Raw genomic sequence first — 17,748 nt, 5'->3', positions numbered from 1 at the left:
TACATGATATATCTAATATTCTTACTTATTAAAATTATGGCACATTAAAATGAACGACTTAGTCTCAGTTATTATTCCTGTATACAATGCTTCGCAATACATTGTTGAAACTTTAGAATCCGTTGTAAACCAAACACATAAAAATTTAGAAATTATCGTAGTTGATGATTGTTCTAAGGATAATACTTATGAAGTTGTCCAAAATTATCTTTCTAATTGCAATGTAAAATTCATATTAAAAAAGTGTGAACAAAATTATGGTGGACCTGCAGGCCCTAGAAATATAGGCGTGAATTGTAGTTCTGGTGATTATATTGCTTTCCTAGATGCAGATGATATATGGCATCCTAAGAAATTAGAAATTCAACTTCAATACCTTGAAAGCTCTAATGCTGTCTTAGTTTCTTCTTTAAAATATGATTTTCTTGATGGTGAAAGTTATAACTTTAAGGATAATTTAAATGAAATTAAAACAAGGGATATTTCTTATAATAGTACTTTAATTAAAAATACGATTTATCTTTCATCTGTATTAATTAAAAAAGATAAGTTGAGCTATAATTTTAATGAAGCAAAAGAATTTAGTGGAGTAGAAGATTACTACCTATGGCTATCTTTACTAAAAGATGGATCAAAAGCTGTTTTAATTAAAGAGAATCTTATTGCTTATCGAATTCTTTTAAGTAGTCTTTCGCGCAATAAGATTAAACACTCACTAAAAGTCTTACGTGTTTTAAGATCTTATAAGACTTTAACATTTCCGTTCTATTTTATGACTTACTTTCTAATTAGCTATTTTAGAATTTTTAAAAATTTACTCGTGAAATAATTGGTAAATTGATTTATCATAAATTTTCTTTTCTTTAAGGTTATTGATAAATAGTGGAGCATTAACATTTTCGTATTCTTTTCCAAATGTTGAATTACTAAATTGTAATTGAAAAATACATCTTGAATCTTTAAGGATAGGATCACCTTTGTGAATACATCTAGTATCTACTGCAATAATTGAACCTGGTTTTCCGGTAATTTTAACTTCTTTGTCTGCACCATATGCTTGAGCAACTTCTTGATCAGTGAAGCGGCCCTTCTTTCTAAGTTTAAGTGGAAGCTTATTATGTGAGCCTTTGAATAGACAGTGTGGACCATTATCCATTTCTACATCTGTTAGATAGACAAAGAATTTGATGAACTTAATTTTATCCATATCAAAGTGATACATTTGTGCACCAATATTTTTAAGAGCTGTATTATCTGTAGGATATGACCACCATAATGTGATTAAATCTAATATTGGTTTTGTTCCTAGATAGTTTTGGGCAAGGTTTACAAGTGTTTGGGAAGAGGAAAGATCAATTAAGTCTTCTATTTGAAGAATACTGTTTGCGGCAAGATCGTAACGATTAGATTCCGGAGCGACATTGAATTTTTTATAATGAACTAGTTGGTTATTACCGTTAACATTTCTTATATTGTATTCTTGTTTAGCAATCTCTCGATTAATTTCTGAAACTAAGTTCTCTGGAAGCTTATAGTTGAAAATATAGTAGCCATTTTGCTTCATCGATTTTAAAAAACTTGATTCTTCATTTTGTAGTTTTATAAAAGGATCATCTTGTAAAATATTTAACTCTCGCTTCTTTTTAAAAGTTTTAATTAGAAGGCTTAGAAAATCATTCCAAAGTCCACCTGTTACTATAAATAAAGCTCTATGTAGCAAATATAAAAATCGAGACATCTACATATCCTTTCTATTTCCAATAATCTTATTATTACCAACTACAATGCTGTAGCTTGGGATATCTTTTGTGATAACAGAGTTGGCACCAATTATTACACCTGTTTCAATAGTAACGCCTTGAGAAATGTAAGTACCAGTACCTATCCAAACATCATCACCTATTTTTATTTTTTTATTATACTTGTCTTTTATATGACTATACTTTGCATCTTGATGCTTTATAGGCATCATCGGTTCTTCTTTGAAAATATGTGTTCCAGAGGAAGCAAAAACATTTGGTGCAAATAACACATTTGATCCTATCTCGATGTCACCAATTAAATGTGTACCATCTTGAATACTAGAATTATCACCAAGGCTTATTTTTTGATTCCCAGTAGTCGTAAGACTTACCCTTTTTCCTACCCAGCACCCTTTTCCGAAAGAGACACTTATATGATTCTTTTGTTTATTAAAAATTCTGATTTCTGTATCTTTACCTATTCCCATCCAGAATGGGATTCTAACATTCTTATATCCATTACACTTCATTTTTAGTCTATGTGGATTTCTTACCCAAAAAAGTATTTGGTTTAAATTGTAAGTTATTACATTAAAAACTTTTTGTGATATTTTATTCATAAATGAATTCTCTCAATACAAAAATTTATTCTAATATTATATGGCAATTCTTTCCAAGTGTCTTGAGAATAGGTATTTCTTTTATTGGAACGATGTACGTTGCTAATCAAATGTCTAAAGCAGATTTTGGGACATTTCAATATCTAACATCATATTTTTATATATTTTTAATGTTTGAACACCTTACACATAGCAATATCTTAAAAGAATACTTTCTTGAAAGTGAGGAGAATGACACTAGTAGATTGTTTTCTTCAATATTTATTAGCATGTCCTTTTGTCTACTTGCTTTGATGATGAGTATTTTCTGGTTTAGAGAGAGTCAAGAGTGGTATTTGTGGTCTTTTTTTATGATTGCATTATTCTTTAGATCGTTTAGTCCAATTTCTTATTATTTTGACAGTCTCTTGCTATCTAAATATGGTTCAACATCTCAATTAGTAGGGAGCTTGTCGTTTAATTTAATAAGATTATTAAATCCTATAAGTTTAACATTTCAATGTGCGGTTTTCTCTCTACAATTTGTTATTGTTTCAATCATTAATATATTTACGTTTAAAGCAAAGATTAATAATTTCAAAGATATAAAACTTCCTAGTTTTAGTATTATTAAAAATATTTTTGTTAAATCATTTCCACTATTTATCTCTGTACTACTAGTACAATTAACGCAACGAATAGATGTTTTTATATTAAAAAACTATCTATCTTTTGAAGATGTTGCTGACTACAGTGTTGCTGTTAAATTTGCTGAACCTTGGATGTTTTTAGCTTCTTCAATTGTGGTATCAGTTTTTCCTAAATTGATAAGTATGAGTAAGGAAGATGAGCTATTAGTTAATACCTCGTATAATTTTGTTAATAAAATTCTGATAATTATCAGTTTATTTATTGCTGTCGTAACATTATTGTTCTCAGCACCTGTATTAGAATTTGTTTTCGATCAGAAGTATAATGAGAGTATAAAGCTTTTGAATATTTATATTCTTTCAACACCTTTCTTATTTCTTAATCTAGTGCAACAAATTTGGGAACAAAAGAACAACTACCTATATTTTTCTGTTTTAAGACTATGCATTGGGTTAATTTCCAATGTGTTATTAAATATATATCTAATTCCAAAATTTGGTACTGAAGGGGCTGTTTATGCAACTTTAATTTCATACTTTTTCTTTAGTGTCTTTTCAAACTTATTAACCAAAAAGAGTCGTAAGTACCTAGTGATTCAACTATCAATTTTAAAAATATCAAAATATAAAATGTTTTTTAAGTAGGAAGGCTCTAACCTTATATTTTTGTTTAAAAGTTAGAATATAACTATATAATATTTAAGTTAATATTTTTTACGGAGCAACTGTGCAATCAAAAGTTAATATGGCGGAGCTAAGGGAGCTCTATAATCAAAATGTAAATATAATACAGTATCTAGAAAAATATTATAGCCACTTAAAGAAAACTGAAATCATAAAAATAAGTTACGATCTACAAGCCGGAAGTTACATTAACTACGCAAACTCTAATAAAGATTTTTTAGATCTTTATACAGGTCTTATAGCAAAAGAATTAGAACAATTTAAATTTGATAATATTCTTGAAGTTGGCTGTGGTGAAGCAACAACTTTGAAAAATGTAGTTAAAAAACTAAATACTCCAGTAGATTATTTTGGATTTGATATCTCATTATCGCGTTTATTATATGGAAATCAATATCTTCAAGATTTAGAAAATAATGGATATCTTTTTACTGGTGATCTGTTTAATATTCCGTTACTAGATAATTCTGTTGATGTTGTTTATTCGTCGCATAGCCTAGAGCCCAATGGTGGTTCAGAAGAAAAGATTTTAAAAGAGCTGTATAGAATTACAAATAAATATATTGTTCTTTTAGAACCTACATATGAATTTGCAGATGATGTAGCTAAAGAAAGAATGGTTTCACATGGTTATGTGATTGATTTATATAAAACAGTATGTGAATTAGGTTATAAAGTTATTGAACATCGAAAATTTGAAACTTGTTCAAATCCTTTAAATCCGACAGGGTTAATAATTATTGAAAAAGATGCATGCAACATTGATAAAAAAGGTGAATACTTCCGATGTCCTATAAGTAATTATCCATTAACTAGGGCCGATGATGTATATTATTCAAAAAATGGTGGGTATGTTTATCCAATTATCAGTAACATACCTTGTTTATTAAGTGATAATGCGGTACTTTCTACACATTACGAGAAATTTATTTAGAATAAAAGTGAGTTATCTATGAATTATAAGTCAATATTAGTAACAGGTGGTACAGGATCTTTTGGTAAGAGATTCATTTCTAGAATTCTTGAGGATTATCCTGGAGTAGAAAGAATTGTTATATTTTCTCGTGATGAATTAAAGCAATTTGAAATGGCCAACCTTCCAGAGTTTAAAAAGCATACAAAGAAACTAAGATTCTTCATTGGAAACGTAAGAGATGGAGAAAGACTAAGAAGAGCTTGTGAAGGAATTGATGTTATCGTTCATGCTGCTGCACTAAAACAAGTACCAGCTGCAGAATATAATCCTATGGAATGTATTAAGACTAATATTCTAGGTGCTGAGAATGTTGTTAATGCTGCATTAGATTGTGGTGTTAAAAAAGTTGTAGCTTTATCTACAGATAAAGCAGCCGCACCAATTAACTTATATGGTGCAACTAAGTTATGCTCAGATAAGTTAATTGTTGCTGCAAATAATATGCGAGGTAATAGAGAGGTAGACTTCTCAGTAGTTCGTTACGGAAACGTAATGGGGTCACGTGGTTCTGTAATACCATTCTTTATGCAAAAAGCAGCTGAAGGTGTACTTCCTATTACAGATTTAGATATGACTAGATTTAATATTACTTTAGATCAAGGTGTTGACATGGTTCTTTATGCTATGGAGCACGCATGGGGTGGAGAAATTTTTGTTCCTAAAATCCCTTCTTATAAAATTCTTGATGTTGCAAACTCGATTGCTCCTAACTCTGAAAAACCAGTTATTGGAATTAGACCTGGCGAAAAACTTCACGAGGAAATGATTACAGAAACTGATTCATTCTCAACAATTGACTGTGGAAAATATTATGTAATCTTACCATCTGTTCTTCCATGGGATGTTAATGAATATATGAAACATTTTAACGCTAAGTTCGTAGAAAAAGGATTCAAGTATAACTCAGGAACAAATACCGAATGGGTTACTGTTGAAGAATTAAGAGAACTTATTAAGGATCACGTTGATCCAAATTTTAAGGTAGTTGAATGATACCATATGGTAAGCAAGATATTAGCTGTGCTGATATTGAAGCTGTAATTGAAGTATTAAAATCGCCTTTCCTTACACAAGGAAAGTGTGTACCAGAATTTGAAGAGGGTCTCGTTAAATATACTGGTGCAAAATATTGTTCAGTCGTGAACTCTGCAACTAGTGCACTTCACTTGGCATATTTGGCATTAAGTGTTGGGCAAGATGATATCGTTTGGACTACGCCGATTACTTTTGTTGCTACATCAAATGCTGCATTAATGTGTGGTGCGAAAGTTGATTTTGTCGATATTGAAACAGATACATTAAACATGAGTGTTAAGGCCCTTGAGGAAAAATTAAATAAGGCGAAATTAGCTAATAAGCTTCCTAAGGTAGTAACACCTGTTCATATGTGTGGTCAGAGTTGCGATATGAAAGAAATTTTTGAGCTCTCTAAAGAATATGGCTTTAAAATTATTGAAGATGCTTCCCATGCTGTCGGTGGTGAATACTTAGATAAAAAAGTAGGCTCATGTAAGTATAGTGATATCAGCATCTATAGTTTTCATCCTGTTAAAATTATAACAACTGCTGAGGGTGGCGCTCTTCTTACAAATGATTCAGAAATTGATAAGAAGGTTAAACTATTAAGAACACACGGGGCAACAAAAGAAAATCTTCACAACTTTAATGAAGGGCCTTGGTATTATGAGCAACATGAACTAGGTTATAACTACCGTATGACTGAGCTTCAAGCTGCTCTTGGTATTTCTCAATTAACACGCTTAGAAGAATTTATTCAAAGAAGAAATGAAATTGCTAATATCTATATTTCATTTTTAAAAAAAGAGAAAATTGATTTTATAAAGGTTAGGGAAGATCGTAAGAGCTCTTATCACTTATTTGTAATTAAAGTTGCAGCCGAAAGACGTAAAGAGATATTTGAAAAACTACATTCTTTAAATATTGGTGCTCAAATTCATTACTTCCCTGTTCATAAGCAGCCTTATTATCAAGAAATTGCAGAGTATTCTAACTTAGGTATATCTGAGTCGACATATAAACAAATTATTTCTATTCCAATGTATCCACTACTTAAGCAAGAAGAAATTGATTATATATGCGATACTCTGAAAAATGTAATTAAGGAGTAGTTATGTCTGCAATCGCTATCATTACTGCAAGAGGTGGAAGTAAAAGGATTCGTAAAAAGAATATAAAATACTTTTGTGGGAAGCCAATTATTGCTTACTCAATCGAGGCAGCGCTGAATTCTGGTATTTTTTCTCGTGTAATTGTATCAACTGATGATGAAGAAATTAAGAGAGTGAGTGAAGAATATGGAGCAGAAGTTCCATTTATGAGAAGCGATAAGAACTCAGATGACTTCGCTACAACTGCAGATGTTCTTAAAGAAGTAATATTAAACTTGAAAGAATTAGGTGAGAATTACGATCACTACTGTTGTCTTTATCCTACTGCGCCATTTGTAACAGGTGATCATCTTTTAAAAGCTTTCAAAGAGTTTACTAAAGATAAATTTGATAGTCTGATCCCTATTACAAAGTTTTCATTCCCTCCGCAAAGAGCATTTTTTTTAAAAGAAAATAAAATATTAATTGATGATAATGAAAGTTTTCAAAAGAGATCTCAAGATCTGACTCCTTTATATCATGACTGTGGTCAATACTATTTCTTTAAAGAGAATGTAATTTTAGACAATATGGGTCTCGTAAGTAAAAATACCACTTATGTATTAAGGGACAATTTATTTGTTCAAGATATTGACGAACTATCAGACTGGGATCTTGCAGAAATTAAATTTAAATATTTAAGAGAAAAGGAATTAGTATGAAAGATAAAATAGAAACAATCATTCTAGAAGCATTAAATGAAGTTTTAGAAGATAATGGTATTGATCATAAACTTAATAGTGAAGATATACTTTTTGGAGACAAAGGTATTCTGGATTCTATGGACCTTGTTAATGCCTTAGTTGAAATTGAATCAAGAATTGCAGATGAATTTGATAAAGATATATCGATTGTAAATGAGAAGGCTTTTTCAATGAAGAATAGCCCTTTTTCTAATGTGAATCGTTTAACTGAATTTGTTAGCGAGCTTGTATAATGAATATTTTAGTAACTGGTACAAGTAGGGGGATAGGTCGTGCTACTGCAGAGTATTATCTCTCTAAAGGTTTCACAGTTATTGGTTGTAGCAGATCTTTTGATAATATAATCGAAGATAAAAACTATAGTCATTACATTTGTGACGTTACAAATGAAGATGATATTAAAACAATGATCAGGAGTATAAAAAAACAATACTCTTATTTAGATGTTTTGATTAATAATGCGGGAATGGCATCTATGAACCATTTCTTGTTAACACCAAAATCGACATACGATAAACTGTTTTCCGTAAACACTTTAGGAACATTTTTGATGTGCAGAGAGTGCTCAAAAATTATGAGAAAATCGCAAAATCCTTCTATAGTGAATTTTACAACTGTAGCCGTACCTCTTAATTTAGAAGGTGAGGCTCTTTATGTTGCTTCAAAATCAGCAGTAGAATCTTTAACAAGAGTTATATCTAAAGAACTGTCTTCGATGAAAATTAGAGTTAATGCAATTGGACCTACTCCAGTTGATACATCATTGATTGCAGGTGTTCCAGAAGAAAAGATTGAACTTTTATTAAAATCTCAAACGATTAAAAGAAAAGGCAAATTTGATGATGTTTTAAATGTTCTAGATTTCTTTATTAGTGAGAGAAGTACATTTATAAATGGACAAATTTTATACTTAGGTGGAGTTAATTAGTGTTTTCTAGTCATATTGAGAAAATATTTGAGCTTAATAAAAATAAAGTTGCTCTTGTAAAAGACACAGAGATCACTTATCGAGAAGTACTTGATTCTTATAAAAAGTGGAAAAATATTTTAGAAGAAAAGAAAATTCCTAATGGAAGCGTTTTTTCTGTAAGAGGAGATTATTCAATCGACTCTATTGGTCTTATGCTTGCTTTGATTAAAATAAATTGTATATATGTACCTTTAGCTAACACTGTAAAAGACGTAAGAGATAAACTAAGGATTGCTGAAGTTGAATTTTTTTACGATTTTGAAACTAATAAATTTGAAGACTTAAATACACAAACGAGTCATGAAATTTTAGTTGGTTTAAAGAGAAGTATGAATCCAGGATTGATACTTTTTTCTTCTGGAACTACAGGTGAGCCAAAGGCATCTGTTCACAACTTTTCACCTATGCTTAATAAGTATTTAGATGGTGGTAAGGCAATCAATTCGATAGCCTTTTTATTATTTGATCATATTGGTGGAGTAAATACTTTACTTTATACATTAGCTAATGGTGGAACCTTAGTATTACCTCAGAATAGAAACCCAAGTTATATTTCTAAGTTAATTCAAGATTATAAAATTGAAGTACTTCCTACCTCACCAACTTTTATCAATATGCTTCTTGTTTCAAAAGCATTTTCACAGTACGACCTTTCATCATTAAAAGTTGTTACTTATGGTACTGAACCAATGCCACAGTCAACATTGAACTCATTTGTTAATGTTTTTCCAAATGTTAAGATGAAACAAACTTATGGCTTATCTGAAGTTGGTATATTAAGAACAAGATCAAAGTCTAATAATTCTCTATGGATTGAAATTTTAGAAGATAGTCATCATAGTTTTAAAGTTGTTGATGATATTATCTTTATTAAGTCTTCAATGGCCATGCTTGGTTATTTGAATGCCCCTTCTCCATTTGATGAAAATGGTTGGTTTAATACTCAAGATAAAGTACTTAAGGATGGTAACTTTTATAAAATCCTGGGTCGTATTTCAGAAATTATTAACGTTGGTGGAGAGAAAGTATATCCATCAGAAGTCGAAAGTGTGATCCTTTCACTAGATGAAGTGAGAGATGTTATTGTATTTTCTAAAGAGAATAGTCTTGTCGGAAATGTTGTTGCATGCAAGGTTCAAATTGATGATCTTAACAGTCAGAAAGAGATAAAATCAAAGATTAAAATTCTATGTAAAGAAAAGTTGGAAAAGTTTAAAAGACCAGTTTATATTGAGTTTACTGATTCTGGTTTTTCAGGTGATAGGTTTAAGCGTAAACGTTAGTTGAATACTTCTATATAATTATCTGGATTGATTTCTTTTATTATCGATTTTTGCCTTTCTCTTGTTTTATGTATACTTAGTTTATCTCTTAAAACAGTTGATATTGTTTTTTTTAGTTTGCTAGTGCATAAATCATTTATATGTCCAAGATTAAATGCGAGTTTTTGATTTATTAGTTCTTTAAAGTTTTTTTCTTGGTTGTCCGCAGTCTGTATTACAAAGAATGGTTTTAACATGGACAACAGTTCAAAAGATGTAACGCTGGGCGCGCTTATAACGAAGTCTTTATTTTCAAAAATATTATATATCTCAACTTCATTCAAGTTCCAGTAAAGTTCAACATTCATTTCTTTAAGTTGTCTATACTCGGGATGTAATGGATTTATAATAACGGAAATCTTTATATTTAACTCATGGAGTGCTTTCACTATTTTTACTATTCCATTATATTTAATCCCTCCGCCAAGAGTGATTAATGCATTTTTAAAATTTAAATTATAATTGTTTGATTTTTTTTTAATATTATTTAAAAATATAGGTCTAAGAAGGGCGTACTTAATCCCCTTGTACTGTTCTTTAATTTTATAAATTTCATTAGGACCATTTAAGTTATAGTTTATAATAGCGTCACAATTAATGTCTCGATCATTTAAATCATCTATCATTATTAGTTTTTGGCAGTTTTCTTTTAATTTTTTTTGAAATTCTAAAGTGAAGTCATAACCATCAAGAACATAAATAGATTGATGATCTATTATAAAGTCAGGACTTTGGAATGAAGTGAATGAGTCTATATTGCAATATTTAAGTTCATTAAAACTATTGATAGAAAAATCAATGTCATTTACTATAAAGGAGATATTAAAATGATCCTTCATCATATGATATAAGCTGACGCATCTAGATATATGGCCTAAGCCTCTATTTTTATCACTTACTGTTACAATTATTATTTTTTTCATTAGGTTTAGTATACATGAGTAAATAGGGATAATGAAAATGTTTAATTTTAAAGAAATTTCTGAAAACGATCTTGAATTAGTTCTTAAATGGAGAACATCTGAACATGTAACTAAGTTTATGAATACAGATATTCAAAATTCAATTGAAAATCAAAAGAAGTGGTTTCAAGCCTATTTAAAAAATGATGAATATAAGTTTTGGATTATTAATTATGACAATAAAAGAATAGGGAGTATATATCTTGACGAAAAAGACATGTCTTGGGGTTTTTATATAGGAGAGAAAAAATATACCTTATTAGGCCCAATGGTGCTTCCATATTTTTATAATTATATATTTTTAGATAGATACAAAGATTTAGAGTATATAGATGCAGAAGTTTTCAAAAACAATAAAGCGGTAATTAAAATACATAACAAACATGGTTATGAAAAACTTAATAATGAATATAAGGTTATTAAAAGTGATAAAGAAATTGTGTTATGTAAGTATAGATTGTTTAAGTCAAATTGGTTGGCTCTAGAGAAAAAGTATAAAAGATTTAGAGCCGATTTTCCTTAAGAAATCGACTCCCATTTTACAGCTTCTCCGAATGAAACATCTTTGCTAACTCTTTTTCCAATTAACTCATGGAAATATTTTGGAGGAAGACCATTTCCTGGTCTAACTCGTCTAATATCTTCTTCTTTTATCAAGTCTCCTGCTTTTAGATCGTTTACAAAATAAATCGATCTTCTGTGCTTTTTGCTTGCTGATTCTTTTTCTCTGTTTGAAAAATCATCTTTCCCAAGAGACTCCCATGCTACTTTTGTTTCTTTGCATAGAGATCTTAGTTCACTTGGTTCTAAAGAGAAATCTGAATCAGGACCCTTGTCACTTCTATCTTTAATAAAGTGTTTCTCAATAACTGTTGCTCCTAGTGTGACGCTTGCGATAGCTGCTGTGTTACTTAAGGAGTGATCAGATAAACCGATATCTACATTTAACATTTCTTTAATAGTATTCATCATTCTGAGATTAAAGTTTTCAGCTTTTGTTGGATAGCTACTTACACAATGTAAAAAAACAACATTATTGTGATACTTTGTTATTGTAGCATGAGCCTCCTTGATTTCTTCAAGTGTGGACATTCCAGTAGAAATAATTATAGGTTTCATTTTTTGAGCAATATAATCAATAAGAACTAAATCAGTCATTTCAAATGAAGCAACTTTATAAGCGGGCACATTAAGCTCTTCTAGAAAGTCAACAGCACTTTCGTCGAATGGAGTACTGAAAATTGTAATATCAAGCTTTTGAGCATAGTTAAATAACTCCTTGTGCCATTCCCATGGAGTATATGCTTCTTTGTAAAGATTATAGAGAGTATAGCCGTCCCATAAGCCGCCAGTTATTTTGAACTCATCTGTGTCCATATCTAATGTCATTGTATCAGCGGTATATGTTTGAATTTTTACCGCATCTGCACCAGACTCTTTTGCAAGTTTGATGAGTTCTTTTGCTTTATCAATGTCACCGTTATGATTTGCAGACACTTCTGCGATAATATATGGATTATTATTTGGACCGATTTCTCTATTGTTGATTTTCATACTATTAACCTCTGTGTATGATGATTATATATTAAATATTTTGAAAAATATAGATGACGAGCTGTTTCATAGGGAGAAAAATTGGATAAATTTATTATAGCAACTTGGGGGGAGTGGAATGTTGAAAACTTTGAAAAATACTTCTCCAATGACGATAGATATATCTTAATTAAAGAAAAACATGAATTAACTCAAGAATTCTTAGAATCAATAAATCCTAAGTACGTTTTCTTTCCTCATTGGTCGCATATCATTCCTAAGTCAATTTATGATAATTATAATTGTATTGTTTTCCATATGACAGACCTACCTTACGGAAGGGGAGGGAGCCCATTACAAAACTTAATTGTAAATGGTAAATCTGAAACGAAAATTTCAGCAATTAAGGTTGTTAAGGAACTAGATGCTGGTCCTGTATATACTAAATATGATTTGAGTCTTGCTGGAACGGCCCAGGAGATATTTACAAGAGCTTCTGAAATAATATTTAGAAAATTAATACCTATGATAGTAGAAGAAAATCCAATTCCAGTTGATCAGGTTGGAGAAGTAACAAGCTTTAAAAGAAGGAAGCCAGAAGATGGCAATTTAGAGAATTGTAAGGATATTTCTCAAATTTATGATTATATTCGAATGTTAGATGCTGAAGGTTACCCTAATGCATTCTTAGAATTTAATGATTATGTTTTAACATTCAAAAAAGCTCAAATGGAAAGTGGTGAAATTCGAGCTGAAGTTATCTTTAAGATAAAAGAGGATTAACATGGAAGTATTAGTTATCGTTGCTCATTCTGATGATGAAGTAATAGGATGTGGTGGAACAATTGCCAAGCATATTGCCAGTGGTGATTCTGTTTCATTATTAGTGATGACTGATGGAGTAAGTGCTCGTGGAAGTTCTGAAGATGCAGATGTTCGTGAGACGGCTCTTTCTTCATCTTGTAGAAATCTTGGAGTAATGGAGTATAAACAATTGTCATATCCTGATAATGAAATGGATAGTATTAGCTTATTATCTATTGTTAAAGGAATAGAAGATTTTGCTAAAGATAAGAATCCTCAAATCATATACACACATTCGAACAAAGATTTAAATATTGATCATCAAATTACGATGAGAGCAGTAATGACAGCATTTAGACCACAACCAAATAGTACTGTTAAAGCTATTTATGGCTTTGAGGTTTTATCTTCGACTGAGTGGAATACTGAACAGTTTAACCCTGTTATGTTCAATGTACTAGATAAAGAACATATGGATAAGCTGGAGAAATCTTTAGATATTTATAAGGAAGAGATGAGAATTGAGCCTCACTCTAGATCTGTAACGAATATTATTAGGCAACGTAAATATCGAGGTTCATGTGTTGGTCATAATTATGTAGAAGCTTTTGAAGTTTATAGGGATATTAAATAGTAATGAAAGTAGGATTAATCAATTTTTTTCCAATGCGTCCGCATGTGGAACATATGTATTTCATATCAAAATGTTTATCTAAGCTTGGGCATAAGGTTCATTATTTATCTTGTGCTGGTGGAGAATCGAAGTGTTATTATAAGATAATTTCTCAAAAGTCAGATAAGCTAGCATGTCTTCAATGTAAATTAGGTGGCTTTAAATCATATGATGATTCAAATATATCATATATTGATATTGATAAAAGAGTGACAATTGAAGATAAGATGTTAGATTGGCCAAGATCTTCTAGTTATACGGCATTTAGAGTTGAAGAAGGTTTTGAAGAAATCTTTATGGAGAAGTCTAATAAATTATATGATGAGTTACTTCTTTCAGTAGCAACTGTTTATGAGCAAACAAAAGAGTGGATCAAGAAAAACAATATTGAATATGTAATGGTTTTTAATGGAAGAATGGATATTTTACGAGCTTCTCTTGAGGCTTGCCATGATTTGAATATACCTGTGAATACAGTTGAGCGTACTTGGTTTGGTGATGGTATACAGCTAAACTTTAGAGGAAATTGTTTAAATTTGAAAGATATTACATTTATTCATGAGCAATTCAAAGATAAGCCATTAACAAAATTTCAACTTGAAAAAGTAAAAAGTGCATTCCTACCACGATTTAGTAATGAAGATAATAATGAATGGAGAAACTATAATAGAAATAGATCTGAATACGATTGGAGCACATCTGTATCTGGTTTAAAGTGTTTAATATTACCTTCAAGTAAAAATGAAGTTTTAGGTCATCCTGATTGGAAAAACCCTCATGCTGATAGCTATAAAGATGTTTTTTTAAAGTGTATCGATAAATTAGGTATTGAAAGACATAATGTTATTTTACGTGGTCATCCTAATTGGTCAGAGAGAATTGGTTCTGCAGAAGGTATGCATATTAATGATGATTTTAAAAAATGGGCGAAAGAGGTTGGAATTAATTATATAGAATCTCATGATTCAGCAGATACCTTAGGATTGATTAAGCAAGCAGATGTGGTTCTTCTTAACGGTAGCTCTTCTGTATTTGAAGCTGCATTTCTTGGGACTCCTGCGATACTAGTTTCTCCTTGCTTTTATTATAGTGCCGGAATAAGTAAGAATGTTTTTACTGAAGAAGAAATCGATAAATTAGATTTGAGTTGTATAACTAATTATAATCATGCTGATACATTAGCTAAGGCTGCACGTTTTATCTATACTCATGGATTTAGATATGCACAGTTTAATGATAGTGTTAAAGCTATCACAACAACTGAATATATCTATAAATTTGATGAAAGTGTTATGTCAAAGTTGAAGTATTTCTTAGAGAATAATGACATTACTCCGAATGATGAAAATTATAGCGATTCTACAAAAGATGAAGAAGAGTTTGTTGACGCTATTCTAAAAGGTGACTTTAGTTATAATCGAAAATCAAATACGATTGGTGATGATTTTGTTAAGATAAATCGTAGGTTTATTTATAAACCTATTGATTGGATTAGGTCTCTTATGAAAAGAGGTGATTTATAGTTTTTGGGATTTCTTAGTGAGACCAAGTATGTAATAACATATTATTGGTCCACTAGGAATGTATCTCATAATAGGCGTGAATATCATTGTTAGTAAAATAACTGCTAATAAGGCCGTATCTTTGAAAACAAAATTTCTAATACTAATAATTAATTCTCTTACGAGTATTCCGTAAAATATAATGAATGGTATAATTCCTTGGTTTACTAGTATTTCAAAATACTGAAAATCTGATTGAATATATTTTTCCGAAAAGTTGATAAATTTAAAATTGATTAAATTAACTGAACTTAATTGTGCAGTTCTATTGCTGAGGCTAAGTGAAGTAGTATATTCAAGATCAATTAAATTACCAATAAATGGTATCTTACTTAATAATATTTTTATTAAGTACATATTGAATAAATGTGGAAATGATACATGAATTAAAATTATAACTGATATTATAAGTGTTAAGAGTTTAAAATAGAGGCCGAGATTCTTAGAGAAATTATTATTAGTTAGTTGTAGTTTTATTATGAATAGATGAAATACTGCTAGATAAATAATAATAGCTGCTAGTGACCCGCAACTTACTATAGCAATATTTAGAATAATCAAATCAAGATAATTTAAACTTATACCTCTCGCATCAAGTTCTAAGTTATAATTAAGTTTAAGAGTTGTGTAAAAAAGCAAGATAAAATAGAAATTCGAAGGAGAACCTAGAGCTCCAATCATATCTTGAGATTCCCATGGTGAAAAAGGGAATAGTACTAATCCAAGCAATATAGAGAGCCTAAAATTAAATGCTAAAAATTTGAAAACTTTTTTTCTATCAAAACAATTTAGTATATTTCCTAAAAAGATTGAGTAGAGAAAGTTTCTTTGATGTAAAAAAATATTCAAATTTAATGTAACTGCTAGATTTGCTAATGTTGGAATAATAATTGAAATCGAAAAAAGATTAGTGAATGGTTTTAATATATATTTTACGTTTAATATTAAAATAGAAACAATAATTAGATCTTTAATTGCCTTGATATGTTTTGGTGCAAGAGATGATCCCTGATTGAAATCAAAGAAATAGATATAGCCTAAGTAGTAAAATAAAAGAGAAAATAGACAAAGTGTTATATTTTCTGATGTGAAATACTTACGTAATCTTCTCATAATTTTTTATAATTGAAATGGAAGATCATTTCATTAAAGCTCTGACTTTCTAAGATGTAATCAAAATCATCCATTTTTTTAATAGGGTTGAAAAACTTTGTTCTATTCTCTTTATTAACATTAAGAATATGAACTAATTTTCTTCCATTTTCTCGTGCAAGTCGATCTGAATTTAAAAGAACAGAGCCCATCGCACCTTCGAGTTGTATGAATTCCTCTTTTTGATTCTTTATCAAATCTGGAAGAGCAATCTTACAGTCGTTAAGGGCATCAAAGTTAATTAGCACTAAATTCGTATTAAAGAATGCATCTTCATCCTCTTCGCGAAGACCAAGTCTTTCAAAATACTCTAATTGTCCAGCTTGTTCAGCTTGGGCTTTTTCAATAATTGTAAGATAGGTTTTTTTGCCCTCTGTCTTAAGCGCAATTTGACCACCTTTCATATCTCTTTCTGTTTTAGTCGTCGTAACCATAACAACTGGAATATTCTCTGTGAGCATCCAATTAACGATTGCGCGATCAGGAGTTGAACTTAAGTCTTCACCATTTCCTATGCAAGCAATAAGATTTTTACCTTCTGGACGTGTTCCTTTAAATACTTCATAGCCAAAGATACCATGTCCAGCAGGAGCAAGGCGTTCAGTTGTAAGTTTACCATTCTTAATTGTTGGAAGTTTTTGTTGAACAACTGATTCTAATCGAGAGAAGTTCTCGCTTAAGAGATGTTCATGTTTCTTCCACATTTCATCGAGGATTGGTTTGACATCATTATTAACTAGGTCCTGTAGGACCACTTTTCTAAATGAGCTAGTCTTCTTTGATGCTTGAATAATTTGAGCTTCCGCTAGGCTTATTGTTCCAAATTTTTCTGTTTCAATATAAAGGTCAGTAGATTTTGAACCAGGTGTTGTACGGCCGTACTTTTTCAAATAGTCACTACGATCAAGGCTTGAGCCAAGTCCTCCATGCATCTTACGAAGCCATAGAGTACAATCAATTTTATCTTTTGTTGAGTAGCGTTGTTTGATATCTTCATATGAATGAAAAGGTAGCTCATCTCGAAGAAGTTTTCTAGGAGCAATTGCTGTAGGGTAGACACCTGTGTCATTTTCAGGGGTAGCAATTACTAGTTTTTCAGACTTTTCATTGAGATTTGAAAGTAAACCTTCAAAATATTCTAGTTCGATAGGGCTAGTGATAAATTCTTTTAAATTCATAAGTCTAGAGTATGACATAATTTGAGAGAATTTTTAATCTTTAATATTTACTACATGATAAAATCTAGA

The 17,748-nt window shown here is 30.4% G+C and carries 19 protein-coding genes; 13 read left to right on the top strand and 6 right to left on the bottom strand.

The window, feature by feature from the left end:
- Window positions 1-49 precede the first annotated feature (49 nt).
- A complete protein-coding gene (locus ACRXC1_RS15870; protein WP_433660269.1) occupies window positions 50-829 on the top strand; it encodes a glycosyltransferase family 2 protein in 780 nt (259 codons plus the stop codon).
- On the opposite strand, the gene ACRXC1_RS15865 is transcribed toward ACRXC1_RS15870, so the two are convergent.
- Window positions 815-1,738: a phytanoyl-CoA dioxygenase family protein gene (locus tag ACRXC1_RS15865; RefSeq protein ID WP_433660267.1), complete on the bottom strand. Its 924-nt coding sequence runs from the start codon at window positions 1,736-1,738 to the stop codon at window positions 815-817. The two genes, ACRXC1_RS15870 and ACRXC1_RS15865, sit on opposite strands and share 15 nt — an antisense overlap.
- Window positions 1,739-2,362 carry an acyltransferase gene (locus tag ACRXC1_RS15860; protein WP_433660265.1) on the bottom strand — a complete coding sequence of 208 codons (624 nt, stop codon included), beginning with the start codon at window positions 2,360-2,362 and terminating at the stop codon, window positions 1,739-1,741.
- Window positions 2,363-2,364: 2 nt separating this feature from the next.
- Here ACRXC1_RS15860 and ACRXC1_RS15855 point away from each other — a divergent pair, with 2 nt between their 5' ends.
- The 8 genes from ACRXC1_RS15855 (at window position 2,365) to ACRXC1_RS15820 (ending at window position 9,776) form a co-directional block, all read left to right on the top strand.
- A complete protein-coding gene (locus ACRXC1_RS15855; protein WP_433660263.1) occupies window positions 2,365-3,636 on the top strand; it encodes an oligosaccharide flippase family protein in 1,272 nt (423 codons plus the stop codon).
- An 82-nt stretch (window positions 3,637-3,718) separates the two neighbouring features.
- Window positions 3,719-4,609 carry a methyltransferase domain-containing protein gene (locus ACRXC1_RS15850; protein WP_433660261.1) on the top strand — a complete coding sequence of 297 codons (891 nt, stop codon included), beginning with the start codon at window positions 3,719-3,721 and terminating at the stop codon, window positions 4,607-4,609.
- A gap of 18 nt (window positions 4,610-4,627) precedes the next feature.
- On the top strand, window positions 4,628-5,644 hold the full coding sequence (gene pseB, locus ACRXC1_RS15845) for a UDP-N-acetylglucosamine 4,6-dehydratase (inverting) (protein ID WP_433660259.1): 1,017 nt from the start codon (window positions 4,628-4,630) through the stop codon (window positions 5,642-5,644).
- A complete protein-coding gene (gene pseC / locus ACRXC1_RS15840) occupies window positions 5,641-6,780 on the top strand; it encodes a UDP-4-amino-4,6-dideoxy-N-acetyl-beta-L-altrosamine transaminase (protein ID WP_433660257.1) in 1,140 nt (379 codons plus the stop codon). The genes pseB and pseC overlap by 4 nt, the downstream gene beginning before the upstream one ends.
- Window positions 6,781-6,782: 2 nt before the next feature.
- Complete coding sequence (gene pseF / locus ACRXC1_RS15835) at window positions 6,783-7,481, top strand: pseudaminic acid cytidylyltransferase (protein WP_433660255.1); 699 nt, start codon at window positions 6,783-6,785, stop codon at window positions 7,479-7,481.
- Window positions 7,478-7,756, top strand: a complete 279-nt coding sequence (locus ACRXC1_RS15830) for a hypothetical protein (RefSeq protein WP_021267409.1) — start codon at window positions 7,478-7,480, stop codon at window positions 7,754-7,756. The genes pseF and ACRXC1_RS15830 overlap by 4 nt, the downstream gene beginning before the upstream one ends.
- On the top strand, window positions 7,756-8,451 hold the full coding sequence (locus tag ACRXC1_RS15825; protein WP_433660252.1) for an SDR family oxidoreductase: 696 nt from the start codon (window positions 7,756-7,758) through the stop codon (window positions 8,449-8,451). The genes ACRXC1_RS15830 and ACRXC1_RS15825 overlap by 1 nt, the downstream gene beginning before the upstream one ends.
- A complete protein-coding gene (locus ACRXC1_RS15820) occupies window positions 8,451-9,776 on the top strand; it encodes an ANL family adenylate-forming protein (protein ID WP_433660250.1) in 1,326 nt (441 codons plus the stop codon). The genes ACRXC1_RS15825 and ACRXC1_RS15820 overlap by 1 nt, the downstream gene beginning before the upstream one ends.
- Here the strand turns inward: ACRXC1_RS15820 and ACRXC1_RS15815 are convergent.
- Window positions 9,773-10,738: a PseG/SpsG family protein gene (locus ACRXC1_RS15815; protein ID WP_433660248.1), complete on the bottom strand. Its 966-nt coding sequence runs from the start codon at window positions 10,736-10,738 to the stop codon at window positions 9,773-9,775. The genes ACRXC1_RS15820 and ACRXC1_RS15815 overlap by 4 nt on opposite strands.
- A 31-nt stretch (window positions 10,739-10,769) precedes the next feature.
- On the opposite strand from ACRXC1_RS15815, the gene ACRXC1_RS15810 reads away from it, so the two are divergent.
- Window positions 10,770-11,300 carry a GNAT family N-acetyltransferase gene (locus tag ACRXC1_RS15810; protein WP_433660246.1) on the top strand — a complete coding sequence of 177 codons (531 nt, stop codon included), beginning with the start codon at window positions 10,770-10,772 and terminating at the stop codon, window positions 11,298-11,300.
- On the opposite strand, the gene pseI is transcribed toward ACRXC1_RS15810, so the two are convergent.
- Complete coding sequence (gene pseI, locus ACRXC1_RS15805) at window positions 11,297-12,331, bottom strand: pseudaminic acid synthase (RefSeq protein WP_393098901.1); 1,035 nt, start codon at window positions 12,329-12,331, stop codon at window positions 11,297-11,299. The genes ACRXC1_RS15810 and pseI overlap by 4 nt on opposite strands.
- An 81-nt stretch (window positions 12,332-12,412) precedes the next feature.
- Here pseI and ACRXC1_RS15800 point away from each other — a divergent pair, with 81 nt between their 5' ends.
- Genes ACRXC1_RS15800 through ACRXC1_RS15790 form a run of 3 tightly spaced genes read left to right on the top strand, consistent with a single transcriptional unit; the run spans window position 12,413 to window position 15,310 of the window.
- Window positions 12,413-13,093, top strand: coding sequence for a methionyl-tRNA formyltransferase (locus ACRXC1_RS15800; RefSeq protein WP_393098898.1), 681 nt, complete (start codon window positions 12,413-12,415; stop codon window positions 13,091-13,093).
- 1 nt (window position 13,094) lies between these two features.
- The gene (locus ACRXC1_RS15795) at window positions 13,095-13,748 is read left to right on the top strand and encodes a PIG-L deacetylase family protein (RefSeq protein ID WP_433660243.1); all 654 of its coding nucleotides are present in this window, start codon (window positions 13,095-13,097) and stop codon (window positions 13,746-13,748) included.
- Between the two features lie 2 nt (window positions 13,749-13,750).
- Window positions 13,751-15,310 carry a hypothetical protein gene (locus ACRXC1_RS15790; protein ID WP_433660241.1) on the top strand — a complete coding sequence of 520 codons (1,560 nt, stop codon included), beginning with the start codon at window positions 13,751-13,753 and terminating at the stop codon, window positions 15,308-15,310.
- Here ACRXC1_RS15790 and ACRXC1_RS15785 read toward each other — a convergent pair.
- Both ACRXC1_RS15785 and ACRXC1_RS15780 read right to left on the bottom strand, forming a co-directional pair.
- Complete coding sequence (locus ACRXC1_RS15785) at window positions 15,305-16,462, bottom strand: hypothetical protein (protein ID WP_433660239.1); 1,158 nt, start codon at window positions 16,460-16,462, stop codon at window positions 15,305-15,307. The genes ACRXC1_RS15790 and ACRXC1_RS15785 overlap by 6 nt on opposite strands.
- Complete coding sequence (locus ACRXC1_RS15780) at window positions 16,459-17,679, bottom strand: UTP--glucose-1-phosphate uridylyltransferase (RefSeq protein WP_433660237.1); 1,221 nt, start codon at window positions 17,677-17,679, stop codon at window positions 16,459-16,461. Before ACRXC1_RS15780 ends, ACRXC1_RS15785 begins: the two co-directional genes overlap by 4 nt.
- Window positions 17,680-17,748 lie beyond the last annotated feature (69 nt).

The organism is Halobacteriovorax sp. GFR8 (genome assembly GCF_050955245.1).
GTDB lineage: Bacteria > Bdellovibrionota > Bacteriovoracia > Bacteriovoracales > Bacteriovoracaceae > Halobacteriovorax_A.
This window is presented reverse-complemented; position numbering and strand designations above follow the sequence as displayed.